The following is a 22,759-nucleotide window of genomic DNA, read 5'->3' as shown; positions in this document are numbered from 1 at the left end:
GGCACTGGTGGCGAGGCTTGCTGTCTAAGCTTAAGGTAGGGCTGGCGCTCTCGTCTGGCGAGCCAGGCTAAGCTGATGGGGCGAAGGTGGCCGGTAGCGCTGGGATGCAGAAAAAGTGTCGCAGCGCTACCGGCCACGCCGTTTGCTGGTAGAGTGGATGATGAAGTGTCGGGAGCGCCTTCCTGACAGTCAGGAAGGCTCTTTCGGTGGCATAGGCAGTTTCAGGCCCCATTGACGGGCACAGGCCAGGGCCTCTTCATAGCCGGCGTCGACATGACGAACAACGCCGATGCCGGGGTCATTAGTGAGCACGCGCTCCAGCCGGCGCGCGGCCTCGGGGGTACCGTCGGCCACGATGACCTGGCCAGCGTGCAGCGAATAACCGATGCCGACGCCGCCTCCGTGGTGGAAAGAGACCCAGGTTGCGCCGGAGGCCGTATTGAGGAGGGCATTGAGAATAGGCCAATCGGCGATGGCGTCGCTGCCGTCCTTCATTCCTTCTGTCTCGCGGTAGGGGGAGGCGACGGAGCCGCTGTCGAGATGATCGCGTCCGATGACGATGGGGGCCTTAACCAGGCCGCGGGCTACCAGTTCGTTGAAGGCCAGGCCGGCTTTAGCGCGCTCGCCGTAGCCAAGCCAGCAGATACGCGCTGGCAGGCCCTGGAAGCGGATTTTCTCGCGGGCGAGGGTAATCCAGCGGCGCAGGGCCTGATCTTCGGGGAAGAGTTCGAGAATAGCTTCGTCAGTGCGATAGATATCCTCGGGATCGCCTGAAAGAGCCACCCAGCGGAAGGGACCTTTACCCCGGCAGAAGAGAGGCCGGATGAAGGCAGAGACGAAGCCGGGGAAATCCAGGGCATGGGGCTCGCCGGCGGCGAGGGCCTGACCACGCAGATTGTTCCCATAGTCGAAGACGACGGCGCCGCGTCGTTGCATTTCAAGCATGGCTTGTACCTGGCTGACGAGCGAGCGGCGGGCGCGTTCGATGTATCCCTGGGGGTCGCGTCGGCGCAGATCGTTAGCTTCCTCGAGCGAGAGGCCGGCGGGAATGTAGCCATTCAGGAGATCGTGGGCGGCGGTCTGGTCGGTGACCAGATCGGGAATGATGTTGCGGCGAACCAGTTCATTGTAGATGTCGGCTGCGTTGCCGATGAGGCCGATAGAGAGCGGCTGGCCGTTGTTGCAGGCCTCGCGGATCTGAGCCAGGGCCTCGTCGAGGGTGCTGGCCATCTCATCGCAGTAGCCAGTTTGCAGGCGACGCTGAATGCGCTGCTGGTCGACCTCGACGGCCAGGCAGACTCCTTCATTCATCGTGATGGCCAATGGCTGAGCGCCGCCCATGCCACCAAGGCCAGCGGTGAGCACGAATTTCCCTCTGAGGGTGCCACCGAAGTGCTGGCGTGCGGCCTCTGCGAAGGTCTCGTAGGTGCCCTGAACGATACCTTGAGAACCGATGTAGATCCAGGAGCCGGCGGTCATCTGGCCGTACATGGTCAGTCCCAGGGCCTCGAGGCGGCGAAATTCGTCCCAGGTAGCCCAATGGGGGACCAGGTTGGCATTAGCGATGAGGACGCGCGGTGCGTCGCGCTGTGTGCGGAAGATACCGACGGGCTTACCTGACTGGACGAGCAGAGTTTCGTCGTCTTCCAGTTGCTGGAGGGCGTGCACGATGGCATCGAAGGCTTCCCAGGAGCGGGCGGCCCGTCCCGAGCCGCCGTAGACGACCAGGTCATCGGGTCGCTCGGCGACTTCTGGGTCCAGGTTATTCATCAGCATGCGCATGGCGGCCTCTTGCTGCCAGCCTTTGCAGGAAAGCTGCGTGCCTCGCGGGGCGCGGACGATGCGCGGTCCACTGGTGCGCGGCTGCTTTGCCGGGCCAGGATGCTCTTGCTGTGACATGCTTATGTTTCTTCCTTTCCAGGTTGATCAGCCCATTGGAATGCTGTCAGCTCAGCGATAGATAGCTTACTGCTGCTGGCTGGGGTCTCCCCCGCTTATGTTATACACTCTCCCTCTGGGGGACGGAAGGTGAGCGAGGTGCTGGGGGACGTGCTGGTCTCACGGTCTTACAGGACAGGATAGGCTGTCAGAATACAGCTGGTGCCATTGGGAGCTGTTGCCACGACGGCAAGCAGCAAGGCGGTTGCACTAGGGATGAGCGTGCTATTTTGCCAGGAGTAGGTGTAGACATAGCCAACATTGGCAGGGAAGGTAGCTGAGGAGATCATTCGACCGCTAGGTAGTTACTGCAGAGAGCTATGATCAAGGACATATTGTACAGCATCCTCTGCTCTAGCGAGGGAATAGAAGTACTCGCCTGACCAGGGACTGCATGTAGATCGGTAGCGAGCAAGCGATCTCTTCTCTGTGCCTGGGTGATCCTCTCCATCCCAGGTCAGGTCATGGCGAGGAAACTGCTGGGGCTGTGGTTGGTCTGGCTGGTCAGCAGCGTACGGGGGGGGAGCCAGGCTATCCATTCTGGGCGGGTGGCAGTCCTCGGCCTGCACCGCCTTCGCCCTCGGCAGGCGTGAGGGGAAATGGTCGAGTATGCATGCGAGCATGCTGATCCTCCTGCTCGCCAGAGCTGTAGAGGCCGAGATCTTTCGTGGCTTCCTCCAACTGCTCGCTCTGGCTGGAGGAGAGGCCAGCAAGCAGCGCCTCGCCCAGAGAGGGCGGTCCTGGCTCAGGTGGGTGTTGGAGGGCAGGAAGCGCTGAGCCAGGACGGGGGGAGGAATAGCGGGGGCGAAGGGGGGTCAGGAGGGGAAGACCTCGACGAGGCAGAGGGAGCCGGAGGAGTCGGCGGCGAGGAGGACGAGGCGTGGAGAGCCGTCGGGAGCTTGGAGGGCAAGGGCGGGGAGGGAGCGCGGATTGGGGAAGGGAGGGCGTAGATGGGAGAGGGTGATGGAGTCGAGGAGGGAGCCGTCGGAAGAGCGGCGCAGAGAGAGGAGGAGCTGGTTGGGGGAGACGAAGAGGGACCAGAAGTGGGAGGGAGGGGGAGAGGAAGGAGTGGGGGAAGAGGGAGCGAGCAGGGAGAGGAAGGAGGAAGGGGAGGCAGGGAAGGAGTCGAGCAGGAGCCAGGAGTTGGGAGAAGAGGAGGGGAGCCAGCGCCAGAGGCGCCAGGAGGAGGGTTGGAGGTCGGAGCCGAAGAGGGAGGGACCGAGGGAGAGGAGGGAGGGATGAGAGCCGAGCCAGGGGAGGGAGGCGAGAGGAGAGAGGGAGGAGGAGAGCCAGAAGAGGGAGCCGGAGCCCTGGAGGGGGGAGGCAGGGCGTGAGAGGAAGTCGTCGGGGAGGGAGGGAGCGCAAAGGAGGAGGGAGAGGGCGGCGAAGCAGGAGGGGGAGCCGTTGGGGTCGGAGGGACCGGAGGAGAGGGCGAGGGAAGGCAGGTAGTGCTCGACGAGATCGTCGGTGGGAAAGGAGAGAGAGCGGATGGGGAGGGAGAGCAGGTCGGGCCAGAAGGAGGAGAGGAGCTGGCCGGAGGAGAGGGAGAAGGTTTCCAGGCCGAGGCGCCAGTGCCCCGGGCCGCGGCGCTCAAGACTGGCAGGACCTGGCTTCAGGAAGCGGCGGACGCCAGCACTCAGCAGCAGGTCAGGCGACAGGGGGAGAACAGAGACGTTATCGAAGGAGGCAAGAGCCAGGAGCTGAGGCGGATGTTGGGGGTGAACGGGACTCCACCGTACCAGAAAAAGCGTGGCATCGGAGATCTCATCAAAGGCAGACTGCAAGAAGGATAGAGTAATCAGGTCGTGGGTGCACAAGGCATGCAGGAATTGCTTTTGTCCAAGATGGGTGTAAAGACCTCTGCCGAGGAACCAACCTTCAGAGCTGCGCTGGAAGGGGGACAGACGGGCCTCTGTATCAGAGAGATCACTAGTTGCTTCCTGGTGAGGGAAACCGAACAAAGAGAGCGTAAGGGTAAAGTCAGAAGCTGCAGCGACGAGCCAGCCTCTATATGCTGGGGCAGGGGAGAGGAGCAGAGGGAATGAGAAATTGACCAGGCTAAAAGGTAGGGTGAGCGTTTCGATCCGATGTTGAGCAGAAGGGGCTTGACCGGGTGGCAACAGTCGGCACAGACGATAGTAAGGGGGGTAGTTATGAGGTTGAGAGCGAGCTGTTTCCAGGTAAACAATAAGTACATAAACACTATTATCGTCATCTGGCTGAATTGATGATGTAATAAAGCGACCATGTGGCTGTTCATGAATAGGATGTATAGTGCTAGAGAGCATGTACTTCCTCCCTTCTGGGTGTTATCCTGATCCTCGCGGTTCATCGTTTGAAGCGTCAGGGAGTCACCGGATAAGCTGTTAAGATAAAAGTGGTGCCATTGGGTAGGATTCTCTCGACCACTCGGACGATATTGGTATCGGTTCTAGTGCCATTGCGGTCATAGACATAGCCGATGTTCTCTGGGAAAGAGGCGACCAGGACGCGAACAGCCCCTGTATCCTCGACGATGGTACCATGATCTAGGGCATACTGGACAGCCTCCTCGGCGGTCTCTTGGGAATAGAAGGCACTGGCTTCTCCTCCCGGCAATCGTTTGAGCCCGGAGGCGAACCTGATCCTCGGTAACGTTGACATGACGGCCGAGGGTATGGCCACCGAGCTGCTCATTCGCGGTCAGGTTCCGGCGAGGGAGCTGCTGGGGCTGTGGTTGGCCTGGCAGGTCAGCAGCGGGCTGGGAGGAGCCAGGCTGTCCATGCTGGGCGGGTGGCTGATCCTGGCCGGAACCGCCTTCCCCCTCAGCGGGCCTGAGAGCCAATGGCCTCTTGCCTCGCACATGCGATTCTAGATCTCCTTGCCAGAGGCTGGCAAGCTCAAGCAACATCGCGGCGTGAAAGCCTCCTCCTATGGCCTGTCTCAAGCGTGCGAAGGGAGGGTTGACGCTCTCCTTGAAGGGCGAGGAGAGGGAGGAGCTGGGGAGGAGCTGAGAGAGGGCCAGGGGGGAGGGGGCCAGCCCCCCTTCCCCGGCGAGGTCAGCCAGTGAGGAGCCAGTGGACATCCCGAGGGATGGAGAGGGTCTGGTAGAAGTGCTGGAGGATGCGCCAGGCGAGCGGCTGCTGGACGGCAGTGCGTGCGGGGGAGCTGGTGGGAGGCTGGGTGCAGACCGAGACCGAGGGGCCAGAGAGAGAGGGATCGAAGGCGAGGAGGGTTGCTAGAGGGAAGCGCTGGTCGTGGGGGAAGAAGAAGACGGCGTAGCGTTGCTGGAAGCCGCCGAGGACGGCGAGGGTGCCGCGGTCAGGGAGGGTGAGGAAGACGTGGGTGACGATTTGGCCGTCAAGGAAGCCCAGTGTGGTTAGCAGGGTGTGCCAGTTTGGTGCGAGGGAGAGGTGGGAGGTATCAGGAGACAGTTCGACCAGGGTGGGGGTGTGAGCGAGGTCAGGTCGAGGGGAAGGGGGCACAGGCAGGGTGTGAGGGGGAGGGTCGGTTTCGAGTGTCCAGCCTAAGTCCCGTTGGTGGGGCAGAGAGCGGTAGAGCTCGCCGTGCGTGAGGAAGTGGCGGGCGATGGGGACCAGGAGGGGCCAGGACAAAGTGGCGTAGGCAGGGGAGAGGAGAGGGGGCTGCAGGCAGAGGGGCAGGTCTGGGCCGGTCTGGAGGAGGTGGACGGCCTGCAGGGAGCGGGTAGGGATGAGAGGGGCCGGAGCGGGCCTGGTGGGGCTGGAGTCGAAGAGGACGAGGTAGCGCTGGGAGTGGCCGCCGCGGATGGAGAGAGACTGCTGCTGAGGACTGCTGAGGGAGAGCCGACAGGTCTGAGGGCTGAGGCCGTCGAGGGAGAAGAAGGCGTCGGAGATCTGGGACCAGGAAGGGTCAAGGATCACGACCTGGTCTTCAGAGCCGAGAGAGAGCCGCCAGGGATGAAGCGCAGTCATGGGTACAAGCAACCTCCTTTGGTGTCGGTCATGTGCACATGAGCGAAGAAGCAGGGCGAGCCAGGAGAGGGGAGCAGCAGCGATGAGGAAGAGGAGAAGAAGGGCTGCTCCCGAGCGTCATCAAGGTGTTTGTGCCAGCGTGCAGGGGAGAGCAACGGAGCCTGGGGGCGAAGTAGCGGCGTGGTGGGCTGAGTCGGGCGAGGCAGGGGCTGTGGGGGCAGCCCTCGGCTTTAAAGGAGGAGCCAGTGAACATCGCGGGGAATGGTAAGGGTCTGGTAGAAGTGCTGCAGGATGCGCCAGGCGAGCGGCCGCCGGACGGCAGTGCGCGAGGGGAACTCGACACAGACCTGGATGCGCAGTTCGACGTCGGGGCCGGCCAGGGAGGGGTCCATGGCCTGCAGCAAGAAAACTGGGAGGGGCTGACCCTGGGGGAAGAAGAAGACGGCGTAGCATTGCTGGAGGCCGCCGAGGACGGCGAGGGTGCCGCGGTCTGGGCGGGAGAAGAAGGCGTGGGTGAGGGAGTGGCCGTCGAGGCAGAAGAGGGCGGTTTCCAGGTCGGACCAGTTGGGGAGAGGGAAGGAGTCGGAGGAGGTCGGACCGAGGACGAGGAGGGAAGGAGAGGAGGCGTGGGGGGAGTCAGCCGGCGGAGCAGGGGGAACAGGCAGGAAAGCCGGAGCGGGTTCAGTCTCGATCTCCCAGGAGCCGTCGAGGGAGCCTTCCTCAAAGAAGGAGCGGGCGAGCTGGGAGAGGCGGGGCCAAGAGAGGACGGCGTAAGCGGGGGAGGAGACTGGGGGCTGCAGGCAGAGGGGCAGGTCGGAAGCGGCCTGGTACAGATCGACGGCCTGCAGGTAGCGAGTAGGAAAGCGAGTAGGAGTGAAGCGGGCCGCAGTGTGAGGAGCCACCCAGGCGGGTACAGGCTCAAGGAAGACGAGGTAGCGCTGGGAGTTGCCACCGCCGAAATGAAGGGAGCCATAACTGGGGCAGGTGAGAATGAGCAGGTCGCGGCGGACGCTCGAGCCGTCGAGGGAGAAGAAGGCGTCGATGATTTGGAACCAGGAAGGGTCAAGGATCTCTTGAGGGTCTTGGGAGCCGAGGGAGAGCACCCAGGACAGGGACGAACTTGGCAAAGCACTCAGCCTCCTTTCGAATTTGCGTGAGAATGTTGCTCGGTGTATGCCCCAAGACTCTTCATGGTCAGCGAAGACGACGGCGACGGTCTGGCGATCAGCTAGGGAGCGGCGCCAGAGGGGCAAGCCCAGCTCCTGCCTGATCTGGTTGAGCTTCTGCCGGAGATCGGGCGGGCTGAGCTGGGTTGAGTCAGGAGGCAGGGAGGAGCCAGGGGCATCAGATGCCTGGCCCCCTGAGCCTGACGGTCCATGCTCAGCGGGTGGCAGTCCTCGGCCTGCACCGCCTTCGTCCTCGGCAGGCGTGAGGGCAAATGGCTTATTATTGATTCTATCATGCAGGTCTTCCTGCTCGCCAGAGCTGCAGAAGCCAGGGGAGAAGAGGTCTCGCCTGGGTAGGGGAGCGGGCAGCTAGTAGAGAGCGGAGGGATCATTGATCGCTCCCAGCTGCTCGAGGGAGAGGCGCAGGGAGGCAATAAAGTCCTGCAAGACTGCTCTATCGACAGGAGCGAGTCCTCCCAGGCGGATCGTCTGCTTGTCAGTTTTGGAGCAGAAGAGCGGGAGGCAGAGCAGCTGCACAGCGCCAGAGCCATCCTGCAAGCGCTGACCGCCTTGAGCTTGCACGAGGAGATCAAGCTCAGAGCTGATCCATTCTGGGGAAATAAAGGAAGGATCACGCTGCCACTGATACAAATGGTGTTCTAAATAGTCGGCTAGAGAGAAGAGATCAGCAGCCGGAAAGGACGAGGCGCGTTCATGCAACCACCATCGGCCTGTGCTGCAGGGGAGTGCTATCGCGAACTGAAGGCCCAGGTAGCTGCGAGTGGTGGGGAGTGGCCAAAGAGAGAGGAGGAAGGTGTAGCCTTCGGTCGGAAGAGAAAGCGTGAAGGATTGGGGAGGAAGTCCCTGAAGGAGCGCAGAAGGAGGTTGAGCAGGGCCGAGATAGCTGGAGGAGAGGGACCGTGAGGGGGATGGGGGAGGAGGCAATAAGGTGGGGAGAGCGTCGAGGGCCTGCTGCCAACAGGAGAGAAACTGAGTAAGGGAAGAGAGGGCCAGGGTCTCTTCGCCGCCAGCGAAGACAGGGCAGGACCAGTGTGAGGAGAAGCCGGTTTGCAGGAGGATACGGATAGCGAAGGAGCGGGAGCCTGAGGGCGTGGGAGCTAGATCAGCGGCGAAAGCTTGCAGGCGGAAAGGGAGATCGTTGGCCTGAAGAGGGGGGGATTCAGAGTCGGGGTCAGCGTGCAAAAGTGTAAGGTGGCGTTCGAGATAGGCGGGAAGCTGATGGAGAGCAGGCAGGGAGCAGGGAGTCCAGGGTGTTTGCAGCGAGAAAGATCTGAAGGCGGGATGGGGATAGAGGAGAAGCCGCAGCCAGAGTGGTGAAGGAACATCGGCAGTCTCAGCAGGAGAAGCAGCCAGCTCAAAGCGCAGGCTAAAGGACTGGTGCAAGGTAGTAAGGCTGCACTGAACCATTGTGAGACTTGTTCTCCTTTCTCAAGAGTGAGGATAGAGACCTTCAATGCATTGAGTGCTTCTAGCCCAGTATAGAAGGTGCCAAATGTGTGTTCAATTGAGGAAGATCCACCCGTTGGCGCGTGCAGATCGGTTAAGCTCTGCTCTATTCCTGGCGATGAAGACGGTCACGATTTCGCCGTCTGGGTCGCAGACGACAACGAGAGACTTACCTCCCCAAGTTTTGATAAAGATTTGTCGAGGAGGAGAGGGCTGGATAGCCTGTCTGCTCCATTCATCTATCGCGAGATCAATTTCATCGGGGGTGATGCCCCGCCGAGCCATCTGCTGCGAGGCGTACTGAGAGAGGGGGCGACCCTTGGGAGTGCAGGGTCTGTTGACTGAAGCCGTTTGGGTCCCTGGTTCCTCACCGGCGGACTGGCTGGGTTGGGGTGAGTCAGGAGGCAGGGAGGAGCCAGGCTATCCATTCTGGGTGGGTGGCAGTCCTCGGCCTGCACCGCCTTCGCCCTCGGCAGGCGTGAGGGGAAATGACTTATTCTAGCATGCAGGTCTTCCTGCTCGCCAGAGCTGCAGAAGTCGAGATCTTTCGTGGCTTCCTCCAACTGCTTGCTCTGGCTGGAGAAGAGGCCAGCAAGCAGCGCCTCGGCCAGAGAGGGCGGTCCTGGCTCAGGTGGGTGTTGGAGGGCAGGAGGCGCTGAGCCAGGACGGGGGGAGGAATAGCGGGGGCGAAGGGGGATCAGGAGGGGAAGACCTCGACGAGGCAGAGGGAGCCGGAGGAGTCGGCGGCGAGGAGGACGAGGCGTGGAGAGCCGTCGGGAGCTTGGAGGGCGAGCGCAGGAGGGAAGCCCGGATTGGGGAAGGGAGGGCGTAGATGGGGGAGGGTGATGGAGTCGAGGGGGGAGCCGTCGGAGGAGCGGCGCAGGGAGAGGAGGAGCTGGTCGGGGGAGACGAAGAGGGACCAGAAGTGGGAGGGAGGGGGAGAGGAAGGAGTGGGGGAAGAGGGAGCGAGCAGGGAGAGGAAGGAGGAAGGGGAGGCAGGGAAGGAGTCGAGCAGGAGCCAGGAGTTGGGAGAAGAGGAGGGGAGCCAGCGCCAGAGGCGCCAGGAGGAGGGTTGGAGGTCGGAGCCGAAGAGGGAGGGACCGAGGGAGAGGAGGGAGGGATGAGAGCCGAGCCAGGGGAGGGAGGCGAGAGGAGAGAGGGAGGAGGAGAGCCAGAAGAGGGAGCCGGAGCCCTGGAGGGGGGAGGCAGGGCGTGAGAGGAAGTCGTCGGGGAGGGAGGGGGCACAAAGGAGGAGGGAGAGGGCGGCGAAGCAGGAGGGGGAGCCGTTGGGATCGGAGGGACCGAGGGAGAGGGCGAGGGAAGGCAGGTAGTGCTCGACGAGATCGTCGGTGGGGGAGGAAGGAGAGCGGATGGGGAGGGAGAGCAGGTCGGGCCAGAAGGAGGAGAGGAGCTGGCCGGAGGAGAGGGAGAAGGTTTCCAGGCCGAGACGCCAGTGCCCCGGGCCGCGACGCAGAGTCCTGGGCAGAGCGGTTGACTCCAAGGATCGCTGGCAGAGAGCAAGAAAGACCTGATCCTGGCTAGGCAAAGCGCAGACGCGATCACAGAAGGTTTGGTGACGCAGCAGCAGCTCATCGGTGGGATAGGACTGCTTCCAGCGACAGAAGAAAAGAGAGTCGTCAGAGACCTCATCTACGTATCCTTCCTGTTCCAGGAAGAGAAGAAAGCTCTCCTCCTGATGCGTCCAGAATTCAAGGGGAAGGCGAGGACCTCGTTGGGGAAGATCATGGCCGATCGACCAGAGATGAAGCCAGAGTTCCTGAGAGGGCAACCTGCGATAGAAGGACAGCTGTTTCTCACTACCGAGTAGCAGCAGCCACTCCTGAAAGGAAGAGGAGTAAGTGAGGAGGAGATCCGTCGTGGCGCTGGGGGGAAGAATTCTGCCTTGCCAGGAACGCAGACGCGCCGGTTGGGAGGGAGTGGAAAGGGAAAGCTCCCAAAGCTGACAGAGGGGAGTCTCTGGACCAGCCGTTGCTGTAGCAGCGGTGAGGAGAGCAACGCTGACGCAGTTCTCTGGACCATCCGTGAGTGCTCCAATAATTGGCTGCGGTAGCTGCCTGTCAGTTAGGGGATGATAAGCGACGGTAAGCATGATCGTCCTCCTGTTGTAAGGTGCAACATGCGTCTCTCTTGCTAGCTAGAGAGAAGAGTATGTATCCTCTCTCCTGGTCTACAGGACAGGATAGGCTGTCAGAATACAGCAGGTGCCATTGGGAGCTGGTGCCACGAGGGCAAGCAGCGAGGCGGTTGCACTAGGGATGAGCGTGCTATTTTGCCAGGAGTAGGTGTAGACATAGCCAACATTCTCAGGAAAGGTGCCTGAGTAGATCATTCGTCCATTAGGTAGCTGTTGCGGAGTACCATGATCAAGGACATAGTGTACAGCATCCTCTGCTCTAGTGAGGGAATAGAAGTACTCGCCTGACCAGGGACTGCATGTAGATCGGTAGCGAGCAAGCGACCTCTTCTCTGTGCCTGGATGATCCTCTGGCGTGCCTCACCAGCCCGCTGTTCAGCCCGGAGGCGAACCTGATCCTCGGTAACGTTGACATGACGGCCGAGGGTATGGCCACCGAGCTGCTCATTCGCGGTCAGGTTCCGGCGAGGGAGCTGCTGGGGCTGTGGTTGGCCTGACAGGTCAGCAGCGGGCTGGGAGGAGCCAGGCTGTCCATGCTGGGCGGGTGGCTGATCCTGGCCGGAACCGTCCTTCCCCTCAGCGGGCGTGAGAGCCAATGGCCTCTTGCCTCGCACATGCGATTCTAGATCTCCTTGCCAGAGGCTGGCAAGCTCAAGCAGCGTCGCGGCGTGAAAGCCTCCTCCTATGGCCTGTCTCAAGCGTGCGAAGGGAGGGTTGACGCTCTCCTTGAAGGGCGAGGAGAGGGAGGAGCTGGGGAGGAGCTGAGAGAGGGCCAGGGGGGAGGGGGCCAGCCCCCCTTCCCCGGCGAGGTCAGTCAGTGAGGAGCCAGTGGACATCCCGAGGGATGGAGAGGGTCTGGTAGAAGTGCTGGAGGATGCGCCAGGCGAGCGGCTGCTGAACGGCGGTGCGTGCGGGGGAGCTGGTGGGAGGCTGGGTGCAGACCGAGACCGAGGGGCCAGAGAGAGAGGGATCGAAGGCGAGGAGGGTTGCTAGAGGGAAGCGCTGGTCGTGGGGGAAGAAGAAGACGGCGTAGCGTTGCTGGAAGCCGCCGAGGACGGCGAGGGTGCCGCGGTCAGGGAGGGTGAGGAAGACGTGGGTGACGATTTGGCCGTCAAGGAAGCCCAGTGTGGTTAGCAGGGTGTGCCAGTTTGGTGCGAGGGAGAGGTCGGAGGCGTCAGGAGACACCTCGAGCAGGGTGGGGGTGTGAGCGAGGTCAGGTCGAGGGGAAGGGGGCACAGGCAGGGTGTGAGGGGGAGGGTCGGTTTCGAGTGTCCAGCCTAAGTCCCGTTGGTGGGGCAGGGAGCGGTAGAGCTCGCCGTGCGTGAGGAAGTGGTGGGCGATGGGAACCAGGAGGGGCCAGGACAAAGTGGCGTAGGCAGGGGAGAGGAGGGGGGGCTGCAGGCAGAGGGGCAGGTCAGGGCCGGTCTGGAGGAGGTGGACGGCCTGCAGGGAGCGGGTAGGGATGAGAGGGGCCGGAGCGGGCCTGGTGGGGCTGGGGTCGAAGAGGACGAGGTAGCGCTGGGAGTGGCCGCCGCGGATGGAGAGAGACTGCTGCTGAGGACTGCTGAGGGAGAGCCGACAGGTCTGAGGGCTGAGGCCGTCGAGGGAGAAGAAGGCGTCGGAGATCTGGGACCAGGAAGGGTCAAGGATCACGACCTGGTCTTCAGAGCCGAGAGAGAGCCGCCAGGGATGGAGCGCAGTCATGGGTCCAAGCAACCTCCTTTTTAGAAGAACCGGATATGGAGGAGCCAGTGAACATCGCGGGGAATGGTAAGGGTCTGGTAGAAGTGCTGCAGGATGCGCCAGGCGAGCGGCCGCCGGACGGCAGTGCGCGAGGGGAACTCGACATAGACCTGGATGCGCAGTTCGACGTCGGGGCCGGCCAGGGAGGGGTCCATGGCCTGCAGCGAGAGAACTGGGAGGGGCTGCCCCTGGGGGAAGAAGAAGACGGCGTAGCGTTGCTGGAGGCCGCCGAGGACGGCGAGGGTGCCGCGGTCGGGGCGGGAGAAGAAGGCGTGGGTGAGGGAGTGGCCATCGAGGCAGAAGAGGGCGGTTTCCAGGTCGGACCAGTTGGGGAGAGGGAAGGAGTCGGAGGAGGTCGGACCGAGGACGAGGAGGGAAGGAGAGGAGGCGTGGGGGGAGTCAGCCGGCGGAGCAGGGGGAACAGGCAGGAAAGCCGGAGCGGGCTCAGTCTCGATCTCCCAGTAGCCGTCGAGGGAGCCTTCCTCAAAGAAGGAGCGGGCGAGCTCAGAGAGGCGGGGCCAGGAGAGGACGGCGTAAGCGGGGGAGGAGACTGGGGGCTGCAGGCAGAGGGGCAGGTCGGAAGCGGTCTGGTACAGATCGACGGCCTGCAGGTAGCGAGTAGGAATGAAGCGGGCCGCAGTGTGAGGAGCCATCCAGGCGGGTGCGAGCTCAAAGAAGACGAGGTAGCGCTGGGAGTTGCCGCCGCCGAAATGAAGGGAGCCATAACTGGGGCAGGTGAGAATGAGCAGGTCGCGGCGGACGCTCGAGCCGTCGAGGGAGAAGAAGGCGTCGGTGATTTGGAACCAGGAAGGGTCAAGGATCTCTTGAGGGTCTTGGGAGCCGAGGGAGAGCACCCAGGACAGGGACGAACTTGGCAAAGCACTCAGCCTCCTTTCGAGTTTGCGTGAGAATGTTGCTCGGTGTATGCCCCAAGACTCTTCATGGTCAGCGAAGACGACGGCGACGGTCTGGCCATCATCTGGGGAGCGGCTCCAGGGAGGCAAGCCCAGCTCCTGCCTGATCTGGTTGAGCTTCTGCTGGAGATCGGACGGGCTGGGTTGGGTTAAGTCAGGAGGCAGGGAGGAGCCTGGCGCATCAGATGCCTGGCCCCTGAGCCTGACGGTCCATCCTCAGCGGGTGGCTGCCCCTGGCCGGAACCGCCTTCCCCCTCAGCAGGCGTGAAGGCAGATGGCCTATTATGCATTCTAGCATGCAGGTCCTCCTGCTCGCCAGAGCTGCAGAAGCCGAGATCTTTCGTGGCTTCCTCCAGCTGCTCACTTTGACTGGAGAAGAGGCCTGCAAGCAGCGCCTCGGCCTTCGAAGCATCCTCTATGGCCCCCTCGAAGCCTTGCTCAAAAGGGTCAGCCTTTCGGAGGAAAACCGAGAGGAAGAAGAGGAAGAATCGATGAGAGGAGGTTGCAAAGCTTGCTGCTGAGCCAGATCTTGTTCCAACTGCAGCAGCGGCTCATAGCGCCGGATAGCAGGAACGGCCTGATCGATCTGATCAGCGACGGTTTGGCAGGAGCTGATAAGCACCTGCAGGCCTTTGGAGACGTGGCGGTGATCTCCTCGCGCCTGCGCCCATGCTTGCATAAACGCCTGGGCAGCCTGGCCCACCCAGCGTTGCTGATCGGACCGTAATCCATCAACCACTCCTTCCAGCCCCTGCATATATTGGTCAATGGTCTGCTTGGTGGTGCTGCAATGGCCAGCTAACCCCAGCTAACCTGCGCAAAGAAGCTGCAAATTGTTCAAGATCATCGGCCTTGCCCATGTGCCTTCCCTCATAAGCAGGCTCCAGGAACACCCACCGTCCGTCTGTCTACCAGGGCGAAGACTTCAGGAGAGTGCAGCTCTCCTCCGCTCTGGCGATGCTCCTCCCGGAGTAGGAGAAGCCTGCTGCTAAAAGCGCAGCAGAAAACCCGCCAGCCAGGGGGGCCTACTGACTGTCAAGGCTCTTCGTCTTCAAACGAAGGGATCTGAAAGCTAATTCCCGGTCCAATCTGCGCTCCCTTGGGGACGAGCAGGGGCCGTGACTGCTTGCTAGGCTGATATGTCCCTTCCAGGTCGGATGCAAAAGAGGATGTCGGCTTGGAACCAGTCTGCAACCCATAGTTGGGCTGCTGCAGTTGCAATGAAGGACCCTGCTGCCCCTTGCTGGCGGTTTGCTTCCAAGCAATAGCAGTGAAAATCGGTCCTGGAGCCAGCGCTGGATCAGGTTCGAAATCGCCAGAGACCGCAGAAGTACGTAGAGGATTGCTTTTCACAGGCTGAGAGAAGCCAAAGCTGGTTGTGAATCCCTCCTGAAATCCGTGATCGGATGCCCAGGTGGCACGGTCCGGGGAAGACTCAACCTATACCAGTGATACAGCGATGTATTGCAGATGAAAGACAAATGTCCTCCAAACCCTTGACAAGAATACACAACTCGTCTATCCTCTCGTTTAATTACAACAAAACAAGCCCTGGCCCGTAGGGAGACAATCATGGATCTGCACTCGCTTGTCGTAAGCGTTCAAGCATATGTCCGCCAGCGACTGGCGCGCTATATTGATGAATTGAGCACACTCTGCGCTTTTGAGACATTCACCTTTCACAAAGCCGGCATCGACCAAGCAACGGAATGGCTTGCCACACGCCTCCAAGCCCTTGGCATGGACATCACCATTGTCGAACGCCAGGAATGGGGCAACGACCTGCTGGGCAAGCTACACGGCCACGGCGATCACAGCGACATTGTGGTCCTCCTGGCCCACAGCGACACCGTCTATCCCGTTGGCACCGCCGCCGCGCGTCCCCTGCGCCGCGAAGGCAACCGCCTCTACGCCCCCGGCGTCTGCGACATGAAAGGCTGCATCCTGGCGGCGCTCTACGCCCTCGAAGCCCTGCAGGCCCTGAACTACCGGCCCTTCGGCGAACTGCGGTTTCTCTGCGTCTCCGACGAAGAAATCAACGTCCGCCACTGCGACGACCTCATGCAGCAGGTTCTCCACGACGCTCGCCGGGCCTTCGTCCTGGAAGCCGCCCGCGCCAACGGCGCCATCGTCAGCGCCCGCAAAGGCAACGCCGGCTACACCCTGCGCGCCTACGGCAGAGCCGCCCACGCCGGCGTCGAACCCGAGAAGGGCCGCAACGCCATCATCGAACTGGCCCACCAGGTCCTCCAACTGGCCAGCCTCTCCGGCTGGCGCGAAGGCCTCACCATCACGCCAGGCCTCATCAGCGGCGGCAGCGCCACCAACGTCGTTCCCGACTACGCCGAAGCCCGCTTCGACCTGCGCTTCCTGCGCCTGGAAGATAAAGAGGCCACCGAAGCCCGCTGGCGCACCCTCCTGCAACAGCAGCGCGTGCCCGGTGTCCGGCTGGAACTTGAAGAGGACCCACATCTCAAGCATCCCCTGGTCTGCACACCCATCACCCGCCGTATGGCAGAGCAGGCCCAGGCCATTGCCGCGATGCTCGGCTTCCCCCTGGACCATGTCCTGACGGGCGGCGCCTCCGACGCCAGCTATGCCGCCCTCTACGGCGTGCCCACCCTCGATGGCCTCGGCCCCATCGGCGGCAACGACCACAGCCCCGATGAGTACCTCTTGCTCGACAGCGTCGCACCTCGCGCCGCCTTGCTCGCCGGCCTCATTGCCTCGCCGCTGCCCACCGAAAGCTGTGCCATGATCCCCCGTGAAGAGACCACGGCAGTCCCCCACGCGCACTAGCAGCACAGGCCCACGACAGTCAGCAGCTACGGCGCCAGAGCCCCTCCCTGGCAACAGCCAGGTCGAGCACCTTGCTCACCTGACAGCCAGGCTCTGGCCCCTTTGCGCCTTGTTCCTCTCCATGCGCTATGCTATAATCTGACGGACGGAAGAAATACACCGCCCCGCACAGCGGTCCAGTCTCGTCAAAAACAACAGCCAACGCTAGCAACAAGCAGCAAAGCAAGCTGAACCTGTGCATTGACCGGAAAAACCGGAGAGAGGGAGAGAGGAAGCCTGACGAGGCCGCCGTAACTAAGGGTCAACCGCTCGCTGAGCAGGGAAGAGGAGAACTGGCAGGAAGCAGATACACAAACAGGCAGAGATAGCACCGGGCAAGCAGCAAGCAGGACGAGCGCCCTACGGTCCGCCCTGGCTTCCCCTCACTCTTCGGCCTTCAAGCAAACAGAGCCGAAAGTCACTCCGGGTTGAGTAGAGCAAGTACCGGATGCTCAGGAAAGGATTCTCCCGCTATGATTGATCCTGATCGCGAACTGGAACCCCGATACCAGTCCTTCCTGGCAAGCCCCGACTGGTATCAAACCAATATACCGTGCCAGGTAGGCTGTCCGGCGCATACCGACGTCGCGACCTACATCGGCCTCATCTCGCAGGCCCGCTTTGACGAGGCCTACCTGCTCAACCGCAAGGCTAACGTCGTGCCTGGCGTTCTGGGACGCACCTGCGCGCGCCCTTGTGAGCCGGTCTGTCGGCGCAACAAGATCGATGGCAAGCCGATAGCCATCTGTTGGCTCAAGCGGGCCGCCGCCGACCATCGCCAGTTCCGCCATCGCGCCGAGCGGCCCCCGATCACCAAAGACAAGAAGGTGGCCATTGTCGGGGCCGGCGCTGCCGGCATTGCCTGCGCCCGCGATCTGCGCGAGATGGGCTATCCGGTGACCATCTACGAGGCTGATCCCGTGGCCGGCGGTGTCATGGTCAACGGCATCCCGATCTGGCGCCTGCCGCGCAGCGTCACCTATGAGGAATGCAACGAGTACATGGAGGACCTGGGCGTCGAGGTCATCTATAACACACGCGTCGGGCGCGACATCCAGCTCACTGACCTGCTCAAGCAGTACGATGCCGTCTTCCTGGCCGCCGGCTGCTACATCTCCAACCCCATCACCGGGCCTGATGGCAAGGTCGTCCCTGGCGCCGACCTGGTCGGGGTCATGAACGGCATCGAGTTCCTGGCCAAGACCAACTACGGCGAGCCGGTCTTTGTCGGCAAGCGCGTCGTGGTTCTCGGCTCCGGCTTCACCGCAATGGACTGCTGCCGCACCGCCATCCGCTTCGGCGCCGAGAAGGTCTACGTCATGTATCGCCGCTCCAAAGAAGAGCAGCCCGCCGACGAATACGAGGTCGAAGAGGCTATTCGCGAGAACGTCGAGTTCCAGTATCTGGTGACACAGACCGAAATTCTGAGTAAGGATGGCATCCACGTCAGCGGCATTAAGTTCGTGCGTAACAAGCTCGGCGATCCCGACTCCAGTGGACGCCGCCGCCCGATCCCCATCCCGGGCAGCGAGTTTGTCCTTGATGACATCGACATGGTGATCGCCGCCTTCGGCCAATACAGTGATGCCTCCTGGATTCCGGCCAAAGAGCTGAATCTAGAGGTCAATCGCCGCACTGGCGTGCCGCTGATTGATCGCGAGACCTGGATGACCAGCTATCCCGGCCTCTTCGCCGGCGGCGACTTCACCGAAGGCTCGCGTAATCTCATCTCGGCTATCGCCGACGGACGCGATGCGGCCATCGCCATCAATCGCTACCTCGGCGGGCAGGATAAACCGGCAGAGCCGCCTGAAGAGATCGAACTGCCTGACTACCGCCGCGGCATGGTTGACGACTATGAGTCGATCCCACACGAGAATATTCCGTCACTGCCCGTCAAGGAGCGCTATAGCTATACGCGCGAGACCGAAACCGGCTACACTCCCGAGCAGGCGGTCATTCAGGCTCGGCGCTGCTTGCAGTGCCAGCTCAATATCATGATCGACCCCTCGATCTGTATCCTCTGCTCGGGCTGCGTCGATATCTGTCCCTACGACTGCATCAGCATGGAAGGCCTCTCGCGCGTGGTCAAGGGCGATCCCCTGCATCAGCTTGCCGAGAGCTGGGAGGGCGGTGCCGACATGATCATCGACGAGGAGAAGTGTATCCGCTGCGGTCTGTGTATTGTGCGCTGCCCGACCGACGCCATCTCAATGGTGCAGTTCGAGGTCGCCAGCCCGAACGATCGCTGGACCGTCTCCAAGATCCCTGTGCTCAATCGCAGCCAGGCCACAGCCCGGCGCTAGGCACCACTAAGGCCAGGCAAAACAACCAGGGGAGCAGTTCAAACGGCGGACTGCTCCCCTTCTTCACAAAGTTTATTTCACACGACTAGCCCAAACGAGGCCATAGATAGCTAGAAAAAGGAGTGGCCCAGGCTCCAATGAGAGGAGAGCAGCCACCCCCGCTCTCTCCTCATTCATCAAGCCGTCTCGCCGCCGTCGGGCTGGCCACCCAGACGCTCGCGCATGAAGTCCAGGACCACGCGATCGATGCGTTCCCCCTCCAACCAGCGCTCTTCCAGATTCTCGCGTCCACAGAAGTGCCAGAAAGCCTCACGTGTCCCCTCATCAAAGACGCCCGAGAGCGGACCGCGGTAGTCACCGCTGCGCCTGAGCAACTCCTGCAACTCGCGGGCGATCGCCTCATCAATCGGCAAAATATCTTGCGGATCAGGCGGGAAGAGATAGAGCTTGTGCAGCCGCAGAAGGCGAGCCAGCTCCTCAATCGGACGGGGATGGTCATCAACGCGCAGATCAATAAAGCGGTCGTTGAAACCGCCATAGCCTCCCTTCTCGCGCACCACCAGCAAGGCTGCCGACTGCTGACCACGACTGTCGCCGCCAGCCGCCTGCCCGGCGGCCAGAGCAGCCAGCAAACGATCACAAAGCGGCCCCGACATCTCTTCAAAAGTGCGCGCCATCGCGTTCACGGTTTCCTCGCTCACCAAAATATTGCCCTGACAGGCATAGTGCTCCCCGACGCGCCCACCGGCCCAAGGGAAGCACTCAGCACCCGTATAAGTAACCGGCGCCCCACTGGCGGGCACAATGCCCACCTGACGCTTGGCGCGCTCCGCGTCGTCCGCCAGTAGCTGCTCTAGCGTCTCGGCAGCCGAGAGGCCGCGAGCCAACAACTCTAAACCACGAGGGCCATAGGTGGTATTGGCCCAGGATTGAGTAGCGATGGCGCCGATGCCAGCCCTGGCCCAGGGAACAACAGCCCCCACAGCCAGAAACTTCGATTGGACGGCAATGCCCAGCTCGCCCGTCTGAGGATCACGGGCCACAATGGAGAAGGTCATCTTCAGGCACCCCTTCACGTGAAGCTGGTTGGATTGGGTTACGTTGATTGAGCCATGCGTTGAGCTATGATGTTGAGGTATTATAACATGCCCTGGTCCCGAAAGTAAGCGGGCGCTGATGCAGGAACGCGGAGAAGAGCGAGAGCCTGGGCCATCAGAGAGACCAGAGGGTGTCAGGAACAGGGAGAAGAATCTTTACCACAGGAGTCCAGGGCACCTGTGGCCTTGACTTTCAGCAAGCTTTCCGTCACAATGGAAAAAACGCCATCACTGGCAACGGCAAGCGACAAGCAGCAGTACTCACGCGCGGGAGAAGGGAGCAACCCATACGCCAGAGGGAGTGCAAGGAAGCAACACGGGTCCAAGGGGAGACAAATCAAGGGCCAGCAAGCACCAGGGACACCTACGCAGAATGATAGGCCAGAGAGGGTGGAAGGGGAGTGGCAAGCACGACACAGACGGGGCGGACGGACACGGGCGATGGCCGCAGCGGCTGAGTATGTGAGAAGCCCCGCGGGGCGGGGCGTAGTATGTTGTTGGATGATGGCGCAGCACCACCACTCGGTATATCCCCCAGCCAGGGGCGCTGCCGCGGTGCGCGGTGACGCCACACGACTTGCTGAAGAGGTGGTCGGCAAGCAGGTCCTGTTTGTGGGAGGATATACCTGATACCCCAAGGAGCGAGCATGGTGCGACAGGACTGGTCGGATGAAGACCTCGTTCAGCAGTTGAAGGAGCGCAATCCCGATGCCCTGGAGACCCTCATTGCGCGTTATTCGCGCGAGATTTATTATTTTATTCGGCTGATTCTGAATGGGGTGGGGGTAGCCCAGGATGCTGAGGAATGCGTCAACGATCTCTTTGTGGCCGCCTGGCAGGAGATCGAGACCTTCGATGCCAGTCGTGGTACGCTCCGTACCTGGCTGACGATGCGCGCGAAGTATATTGCGCTGGACCGACGCCGTCAGCTCTGTCGACGACAGGTGCACGCTGTCCAGCCAGCGGAGGAAAATAGTCAGTGGGCTGCCGCCGATGGCAGCGGTGGGCGAAAAGGGAACCGATGGGGTGGCCAGGAACAGGATAATCGGGTTCCTTTGCCTCCTCATCCTGATACCAGCATGGAGCTTCTGCTGGAACAGAACGAACGGCGCGAAGAATTGCGCCTGGCCTTGGCGACGTTGCCTGAGCTTGACCGCTACCTGATCTATCAGCGCTATTTCCGGTTCGCCAGCACGGAAGAGCTGGCGGCCAGAACAGGTCTTACTCGCCACGCGGTCGATACTCGCCTGTGGCGAGCGCGGAAGAGCTTGCGCGAGGCGCTCAAGGAGTATGCACATGAGTATGAGCGAATTTGAGGAGCAGGCAGAGAACAGGGAATGTCGCGATGCTGTCTCTTTCTCATTCGGTGGCCGCAGGGTAACACTGCCTCCCGACTTCAGTGAGGAGGAAGTGGCTTTCGCCCAGGAGCTGGATACGCTCTTCTCTCTCCCCGAAGAGGAAATCCCGCCATACTTTGTGCATACCTTACTTGAGTCCGAAGATCCGCGTTTTGCACCTGTTGATCCTGGTTTCGAACAAAGAATACGGTCCCGCGTTTTTCAGCGCTTGAAGCTGCAGCGTCGGCTCTTCGTCGTAGAGGAGCGACGTGTCTGGAAAGAGCTGGTCCACGGGGTGGGCCTGAGCCGGCGCCTGCTCTTGGCCGGCGTCTCGCTTCTGCTCTTCATGCTGCTGACCATGCTCATCACGGCTCCCTCGTTCGCCTCTGGCCTGGTGATCTTGCTGCAGGGGGTGCAGAGCGGCGTCTATCCGGTACATGGCCCGCTGACAAGGCCTGTGGTTAGCTCGCCTCTCAATACCACTGTCGGACACAACGATCAGGTGAGCTTGCTAGCTGTGCAGCGCGAACTCCATTTTCCCCTCTATTGGCCGACTGAAATTCCTAATCACTATGTCCTGCGCAACATTTATCTGTATAGCGACCACGTGCGGGGCTGGCCCGTGTGGACCGATGGGCCAATGCTGGAGTTCCGCTACTCGTTGATGGCCCCCGGAAGCCCGTGGCATGAAGCTGGTGAGCTAGCGATCCGCGAGTTTAAGCCTCATGGTCAGGTCTATCAAGTCGTAGAGGCCGATGCTATCCATCCCCTCCAGGTCGATGATCAGGGGCGCGCAGCGGCTATCTATGTCGAAGGCCAATGGGTCACGATCAATACGTATGCTCGTCGCTGGATCTACAACGGGCATTGCGAGCTACTTACCCAGCGCAATGGGGTCGTCTTCTGGATCGCAGGCCAGTGCGTGCCTCAAACTGGCCTCAATGTAGAGACTTTGCTCTCCGTGGCTGATTCCTTGGAGGAACTGCAGCTACAGCACTTGTTGCACGCTGGCGTGTCGTTGGTTTCGGCGACGGAGGTGAATCGCTACCTGCCTGGCCCCTTTGATGGTGTCATTCTCTCGCTCTCGCTCGATAGTAGCCTGGATAGCCCCTATCTCCGCCTCGTGGGACCTGATCAGCCTGCCGATGGCCTGAGTCAGGCTAAAGGAGGGGCCTCCCATAGCTCGCAGGCCCAGGGCGCCCAGGGGAGCCATCCGGCTACCAACGCTCCGCCTGCCCAGACGAAGCACCAGCAGCACACTTAGCTGGCCTGGTGGGCCTCTCTCGTTTTGGGGGCCTGACCTTAAGCCAATGATTCCTCTCTGGACAGAGGCCGGGCTGATCTGGTATCCTGTATACAGAATGGGCAGGATCGTAGCGCTGCTTGTCGCGCAGACCTTAGATTGCTCGCGTGACAAAAACAGGGAAGATCCTGCACAGGACGGCGCTGACTCTGCAATGACGCCGGGAGGCGCCATAAGGAGGGAGCTTATCCTCAAAGGAGAGGGGTCCATGAAGGCACAGGCAACCCAAAGGAAGGCACAGTCTCGACGGCGCGGTCTCCCCAATCTCCGCCTCTGGCGGCAGCGCCGCGGCCTCAGTATCGGGCAATTAGCCGATATGACCGGCCTGCGTCGCACAACGATCGCCCATCTGGAGGACGGGCGCGAGGAGCCTCAGCCTTATCAGGTTCGTCTCTTAGCGCGTGTTCTGGAGATCTCTCAGCTGGAGCTGGTTTCTTAGCCAGTCCCTCTGGCAGGCCAGGGCGGACAGGGTGGCGCGCTGGTGGCTGAGGAGCCTGCCGTTATTTCCTGGTCCTGTGCTGTGTTAGATGGAATTTGATGGCCTCGGGTGTGCGCGGCCCTGT

Annotated in this window: 19 protein-coding genes; 6 read left to right on the top strand and 13 right to left on the bottom strand. The window is 61.6% G+C overall.

The window, feature by feature from the left end; translation table 11 throughout:
* Window positions 1-189 precede the first annotated feature (189 nt).
* From hutU to AC6H1L_RS07600, 11 genes are all read right to left on the bottom strand, one after another.
* Window positions 190-1,899 carry a urocanate hydratase gene (gene hutU, locus AC6H1L_RS07650; protein WP_497600935.1) on the bottom strand — a complete coding sequence of 570 codons (1,710 nt, stop codon included), beginning with the start codon at window positions 1,897-1,899 and terminating at the stop codon, window positions 190-192.
* 167 nt (window positions 1,900-2,066) lie between these two features.
* A complete protein-coding gene (locus tag AC6H1L_RS07645) occupies window positions 2,067-2,228 on the bottom strand; it encodes a hypothetical protein (protein ID WP_497600934.1) in 162 nt (53 codons plus the stop codon).
* Window positions 2,229-2,753: 525 nt separating this feature from the next.
* Window positions 2,754-4,226 (bottom strand): hypothetical protein, encoded by a 1,473-nt coding sequence (locus AC6H1L_RS07640; RefSeq protein WP_497600933.1) that lies wholly within the window; start codon window positions 4,224-4,226, stop codon window positions 2,754-2,756.
* A gap of 55 nt (window positions 4,227-4,281) precedes the next feature.
* The gene (locus AC6H1L_RS07635; RefSeq protein ID WP_497600932.1) at window positions 4,282-4,581 is read right to left on the bottom strand and encodes a hypothetical protein; all 300 of its coding nucleotides are present in this window, start codon (window positions 4,579-4,581) and stop codon (window positions 4,282-4,284) included.
* Window positions 4,582-4,976: 395 nt separating this feature from the next.
* Window positions 4,977-5,870, bottom strand: coding sequence for a hypothetical protein (locus AC6H1L_RS07630; RefSeq protein WP_497600931.1), 894 nt, complete (start codon window positions 5,868-5,870; stop codon window positions 4,977-4,979).
* Window positions 5,871-6,100: 230 nt separating this feature from the next.
* Complete coding sequence (locus AC6H1L_RS07625) at window positions 6,101-6,997, bottom strand: hypothetical protein (RefSeq protein ID WP_497600930.1); 897 nt, start codon at window positions 6,995-6,997, stop codon at window positions 6,101-6,103.
* A gap of 408 nt (window positions 6,998-7,405) precedes the next feature.
* On the bottom strand, window positions 7,406-8,464 hold the full coding sequence (locus AC6H1L_RS07620; protein WP_497600929.1) for a hypothetical protein: 1,059 nt from the start codon (window positions 8,462-8,464) through the stop codon (window positions 7,406-7,408).
* Window positions 8,465-9,200: 736 nt separating this feature from the next.
* Window positions 9,201-10,613, bottom strand: a complete 1,413-nt coding sequence (locus tag AC6H1L_RS07615; RefSeq protein WP_497600928.1) for a hypothetical protein — start codon at window positions 10,611-10,613, stop codon at window positions 9,201-9,203.
* A gap of 78 nt (window positions 10,614-10,691) precedes the next feature.
* Window positions 10,692-10,853: a hypothetical protein gene (locus AC6H1L_RS07610; RefSeq protein ID WP_497600927.1), complete on the bottom strand. Its 162-nt coding sequence runs from the start codon at window positions 10,851-10,853 to the stop codon at window positions 10,692-10,694.
* Window positions 10,854-11,468: 615 nt separating this feature from the next.
* The gene (locus tag AC6H1L_RS07605; RefSeq protein WP_497600926.1) at window positions 11,469-12,362 is read right to left on the bottom strand and encodes a hypothetical protein; all 894 of its coding nucleotides are present in this window, start codon (window positions 12,360-12,362) and stop codon (window positions 11,469-11,471) included.
* Between the two features lie 20 nt (window positions 12,363-12,382).
* A complete protein-coding gene (locus tag AC6H1L_RS07600) occupies window positions 12,383-13,279 on the bottom strand; it encodes a hypothetical protein (protein ID WP_497600925.1) in 897 nt (298 codons plus the stop codon).
* A gap of 42 nt (window positions 13,280-13,321) precedes the next feature.
* Between AC6H1L_RS07600 and AC6H1L_RS07595 the strand changes: the two genes are divergently transcribed.
* Window positions 13,322-13,468, top strand: a complete 147-nt coding sequence (locus tag AC6H1L_RS07595) for a hypothetical protein (RefSeq protein WP_497600924.1) — start codon at window positions 13,322-13,324, stop codon at window positions 13,466-13,468.
* Window positions 13,469-13,730: 262 nt separating this feature from the next.
* Here AC6H1L_RS07595 and AC6H1L_RS07590 read toward each other — a convergent pair whose 3' ends face one another.
* Window positions 13,731-14,072: a WXG100 family type VII secretion target gene (locus AC6H1L_RS07590; protein ID WP_497600923.1), complete on the bottom strand. Its 342-nt coding sequence runs from the start codon at window positions 14,070-14,072 to the stop codon at window positions 13,731-13,733.
* Window positions 14,073-14,887: 815 nt separating this feature from the next.
* On the opposite strand from AC6H1L_RS07590, the gene AC6H1L_RS07585 reads away from it, so the two are divergent.
* Window positions 14,888-16,114, top strand: coding sequence for a M20 family metallopeptidase (locus AC6H1L_RS07585; RefSeq protein WP_497600922.1), 1,227 nt, complete (start codon window positions 14,888-14,890; stop codon window positions 16,112-16,114).
* Window positions 16,115-16,626: 512 nt separating this feature from the next.
* Window positions 16,627-18,459: an FAD-dependent oxidoreductase gene (locus AC6H1L_RS07580; RefSeq protein WP_497600921.1), complete on the top strand. Its 1,833-nt coding sequence runs from the start codon at window positions 16,627-16,629 to the stop codon at window positions 18,457-18,459.
* Window positions 18,460-18,635: 176 nt separating this feature from the next.
* Here the strand turns inward: AC6H1L_RS07580 and AC6H1L_RS07575 are convergent, their stop codons facing one another.
* Window positions 18,636-19,517 (bottom strand): DUF1028 domain-containing protein, encoded by an 882-nt coding sequence (locus AC6H1L_RS07575; RefSeq protein ID WP_497600920.1) that lies wholly within the window; start codon window positions 19,515-19,517, stop codon window positions 18,636-18,638.
* A 686-nt stretch (window positions 19,518-20,203) separates the two neighbouring features.
* Between AC6H1L_RS07575 and AC6H1L_RS07570 the strand changes: the two genes are divergently transcribed.
* The 3 genes from AC6H1L_RS07570 (at window position 20,204) to AC6H1L_RS07560 (ending at window position 22,635) form a co-directional block, all read left to right on the top strand.
* Window positions 20,204-20,872, top strand: a complete 669-nt coding sequence (locus AC6H1L_RS07570; RefSeq protein WP_497600919.1) for a sigma-70 family RNA polymerase sigma factor — start codon at window positions 20,204-20,206, stop codon at window positions 20,870-20,872.
* Window positions 20,853-22,157, top strand: a complete 1,305-nt coding sequence (locus AC6H1L_RS07565; protein ID WP_497600918.1) for a hypothetical protein — start codon at window positions 20,853-20,855, stop codon at window positions 22,155-22,157. The genes AC6H1L_RS07570 and AC6H1L_RS07565 overlap by 20 nt, the downstream gene beginning before the upstream one ends.
* Before the next feature lie 247 nt (window positions 22,158-22,404).
* Complete coding sequence (locus AC6H1L_RS07560; protein ID WP_497600917.1) at window positions 22,405-22,635, top strand: helix-turn-helix transcriptional regulator; 231 nt, start codon at window positions 22,405-22,407, stop codon at window positions 22,633-22,635.
* Window positions 22,636-22,759 lie beyond the last annotated feature (124 nt).

Source organism: Thermogemmatispora argillosa, from assembly GCF_059696725.1.
Note: the sequence above shows the minus strand (reverse complement) of the source record. Positions and strands in the feature narration are given on the sequence as shown.

What these genes read in the sequence shown, in the direction of transcription:
- hutU (WP_497600935.1), bottom strand. Translation starts at nt 1,899, where the DNA reads ATGTCACAGCAAGAGCATCCTGGCCCGGCAAAGCAGCCGCGCACCAGT.
- AC6H1L_RS07645 (WP_497600934.1), bottom strand. Translation starts at nt 2,228, where the DNA reads ATGATCTCCTCAGCTACCTTCCCTGCCAATGTTGGCTATGTCTACACC.
- AC6H1L_RS07640 (WP_497600933.1), bottom strand. Translation starts at nt 4,226, where the DNA reads ATGCTCTCTAGCACTATACATCCTATTCATGAACAGCCACATGGTCGC.
- AC6H1L_RS07635 (WP_497600932.1), bottom strand. Translation starts at nt 4,581, where the DNA reads ATGTCAACGTTACCGAGGATCAGGTTCGCCTCCGGGCTCAAACGATTG.
- AC6H1L_RS07630 (WP_497600931.1), bottom strand. Translation starts at nt 5,870, where the DNA reads ATGACTGCGCTTCATCCCTGGCGGCTCTCTCTCGGCTCTGAAGACCAG.
- AC6H1L_RS07620 (WP_497600929.1), bottom strand. Translation starts at nt 8,464, where the DNA reads ATGGTTCAGTGCAGCCTTACTACCTTGCACCAGTCCTTTAGCCTGCGC.
- AC6H1L_RS07615 (WP_497600928.1), bottom strand. Translation starts at nt 10,613, where the DNA reads ATGCTTACCGTCGCTTATCATCCCCTAACTGACAGGCAGCTACCGCAG.
- AC6H1L_RS07610 (WP_497600927.1), bottom strand. Translation starts at nt 10,853, where the DNA reads ATGATCTACTCAGGCACCTTTCCTGAGAATGTTGGCTATGTCTACACC.
- AC6H1L_RS07605 (WP_497600926.1), bottom strand. Translation starts at nt 12,362, where the DNA reads ATGACTGCGCTCCATCCCTGGCGGCTCTCTCTCGGCTCTGAAGACCAG.
- AC6H1L_RS07590 (WP_497600923.1), bottom strand. Translation starts at nt 14,072, where the DNA reads ATGCAGGGGCTGGAAGGAGTGGTTGATGGATTACGGTCCGATCAGCAA.
- AC6H1L_RS07585 (WP_497600922.1), top strand. Translation starts at nt 14,888, where the DNA reads ATGGATCTGCACTCGCTTGTCGTAAGCGTTCAAGCATATGTCCGCCAG.
- AC6H1L_RS07580 (WP_497600921.1), top strand. Translation starts at nt 16,627, where the DNA reads ATGATTGATCCTGATCGCGAACTGGAACCCCGATACCAGTCCTTCCTG.
- AC6H1L_RS07575 (WP_497600920.1), bottom strand. Translation starts at nt 19,517, where the DNA reads ATGACCTTCTCCATTGTGGCCCGTGATCCTCAGACGGGCGAGCTGGGC.
- AC6H1L_RS07570 (WP_497600919.1), top strand. Translation starts at nt 20,204, where the DNA reads ATGGTGCGACAGGACTGGTCGGATGAAGACCTCGTTCAGCAGTTGAAG.
- AC6H1L_RS07565 (WP_497600918.1), top strand. Translation starts at nt 20,853, where the DNA reads ATGAGTATGAGCGAATTTGAGGAGCAGGCAGAGAACAGGGAATGTCGC.
- AC6H1L_RS07560 (WP_497600917.1), top strand. Translation starts at nt 22,405, where the DNA reads ATGAAGGCACAGGCAACCCAAAGGAAGGCACAGTCTCGACGGCGCGGT.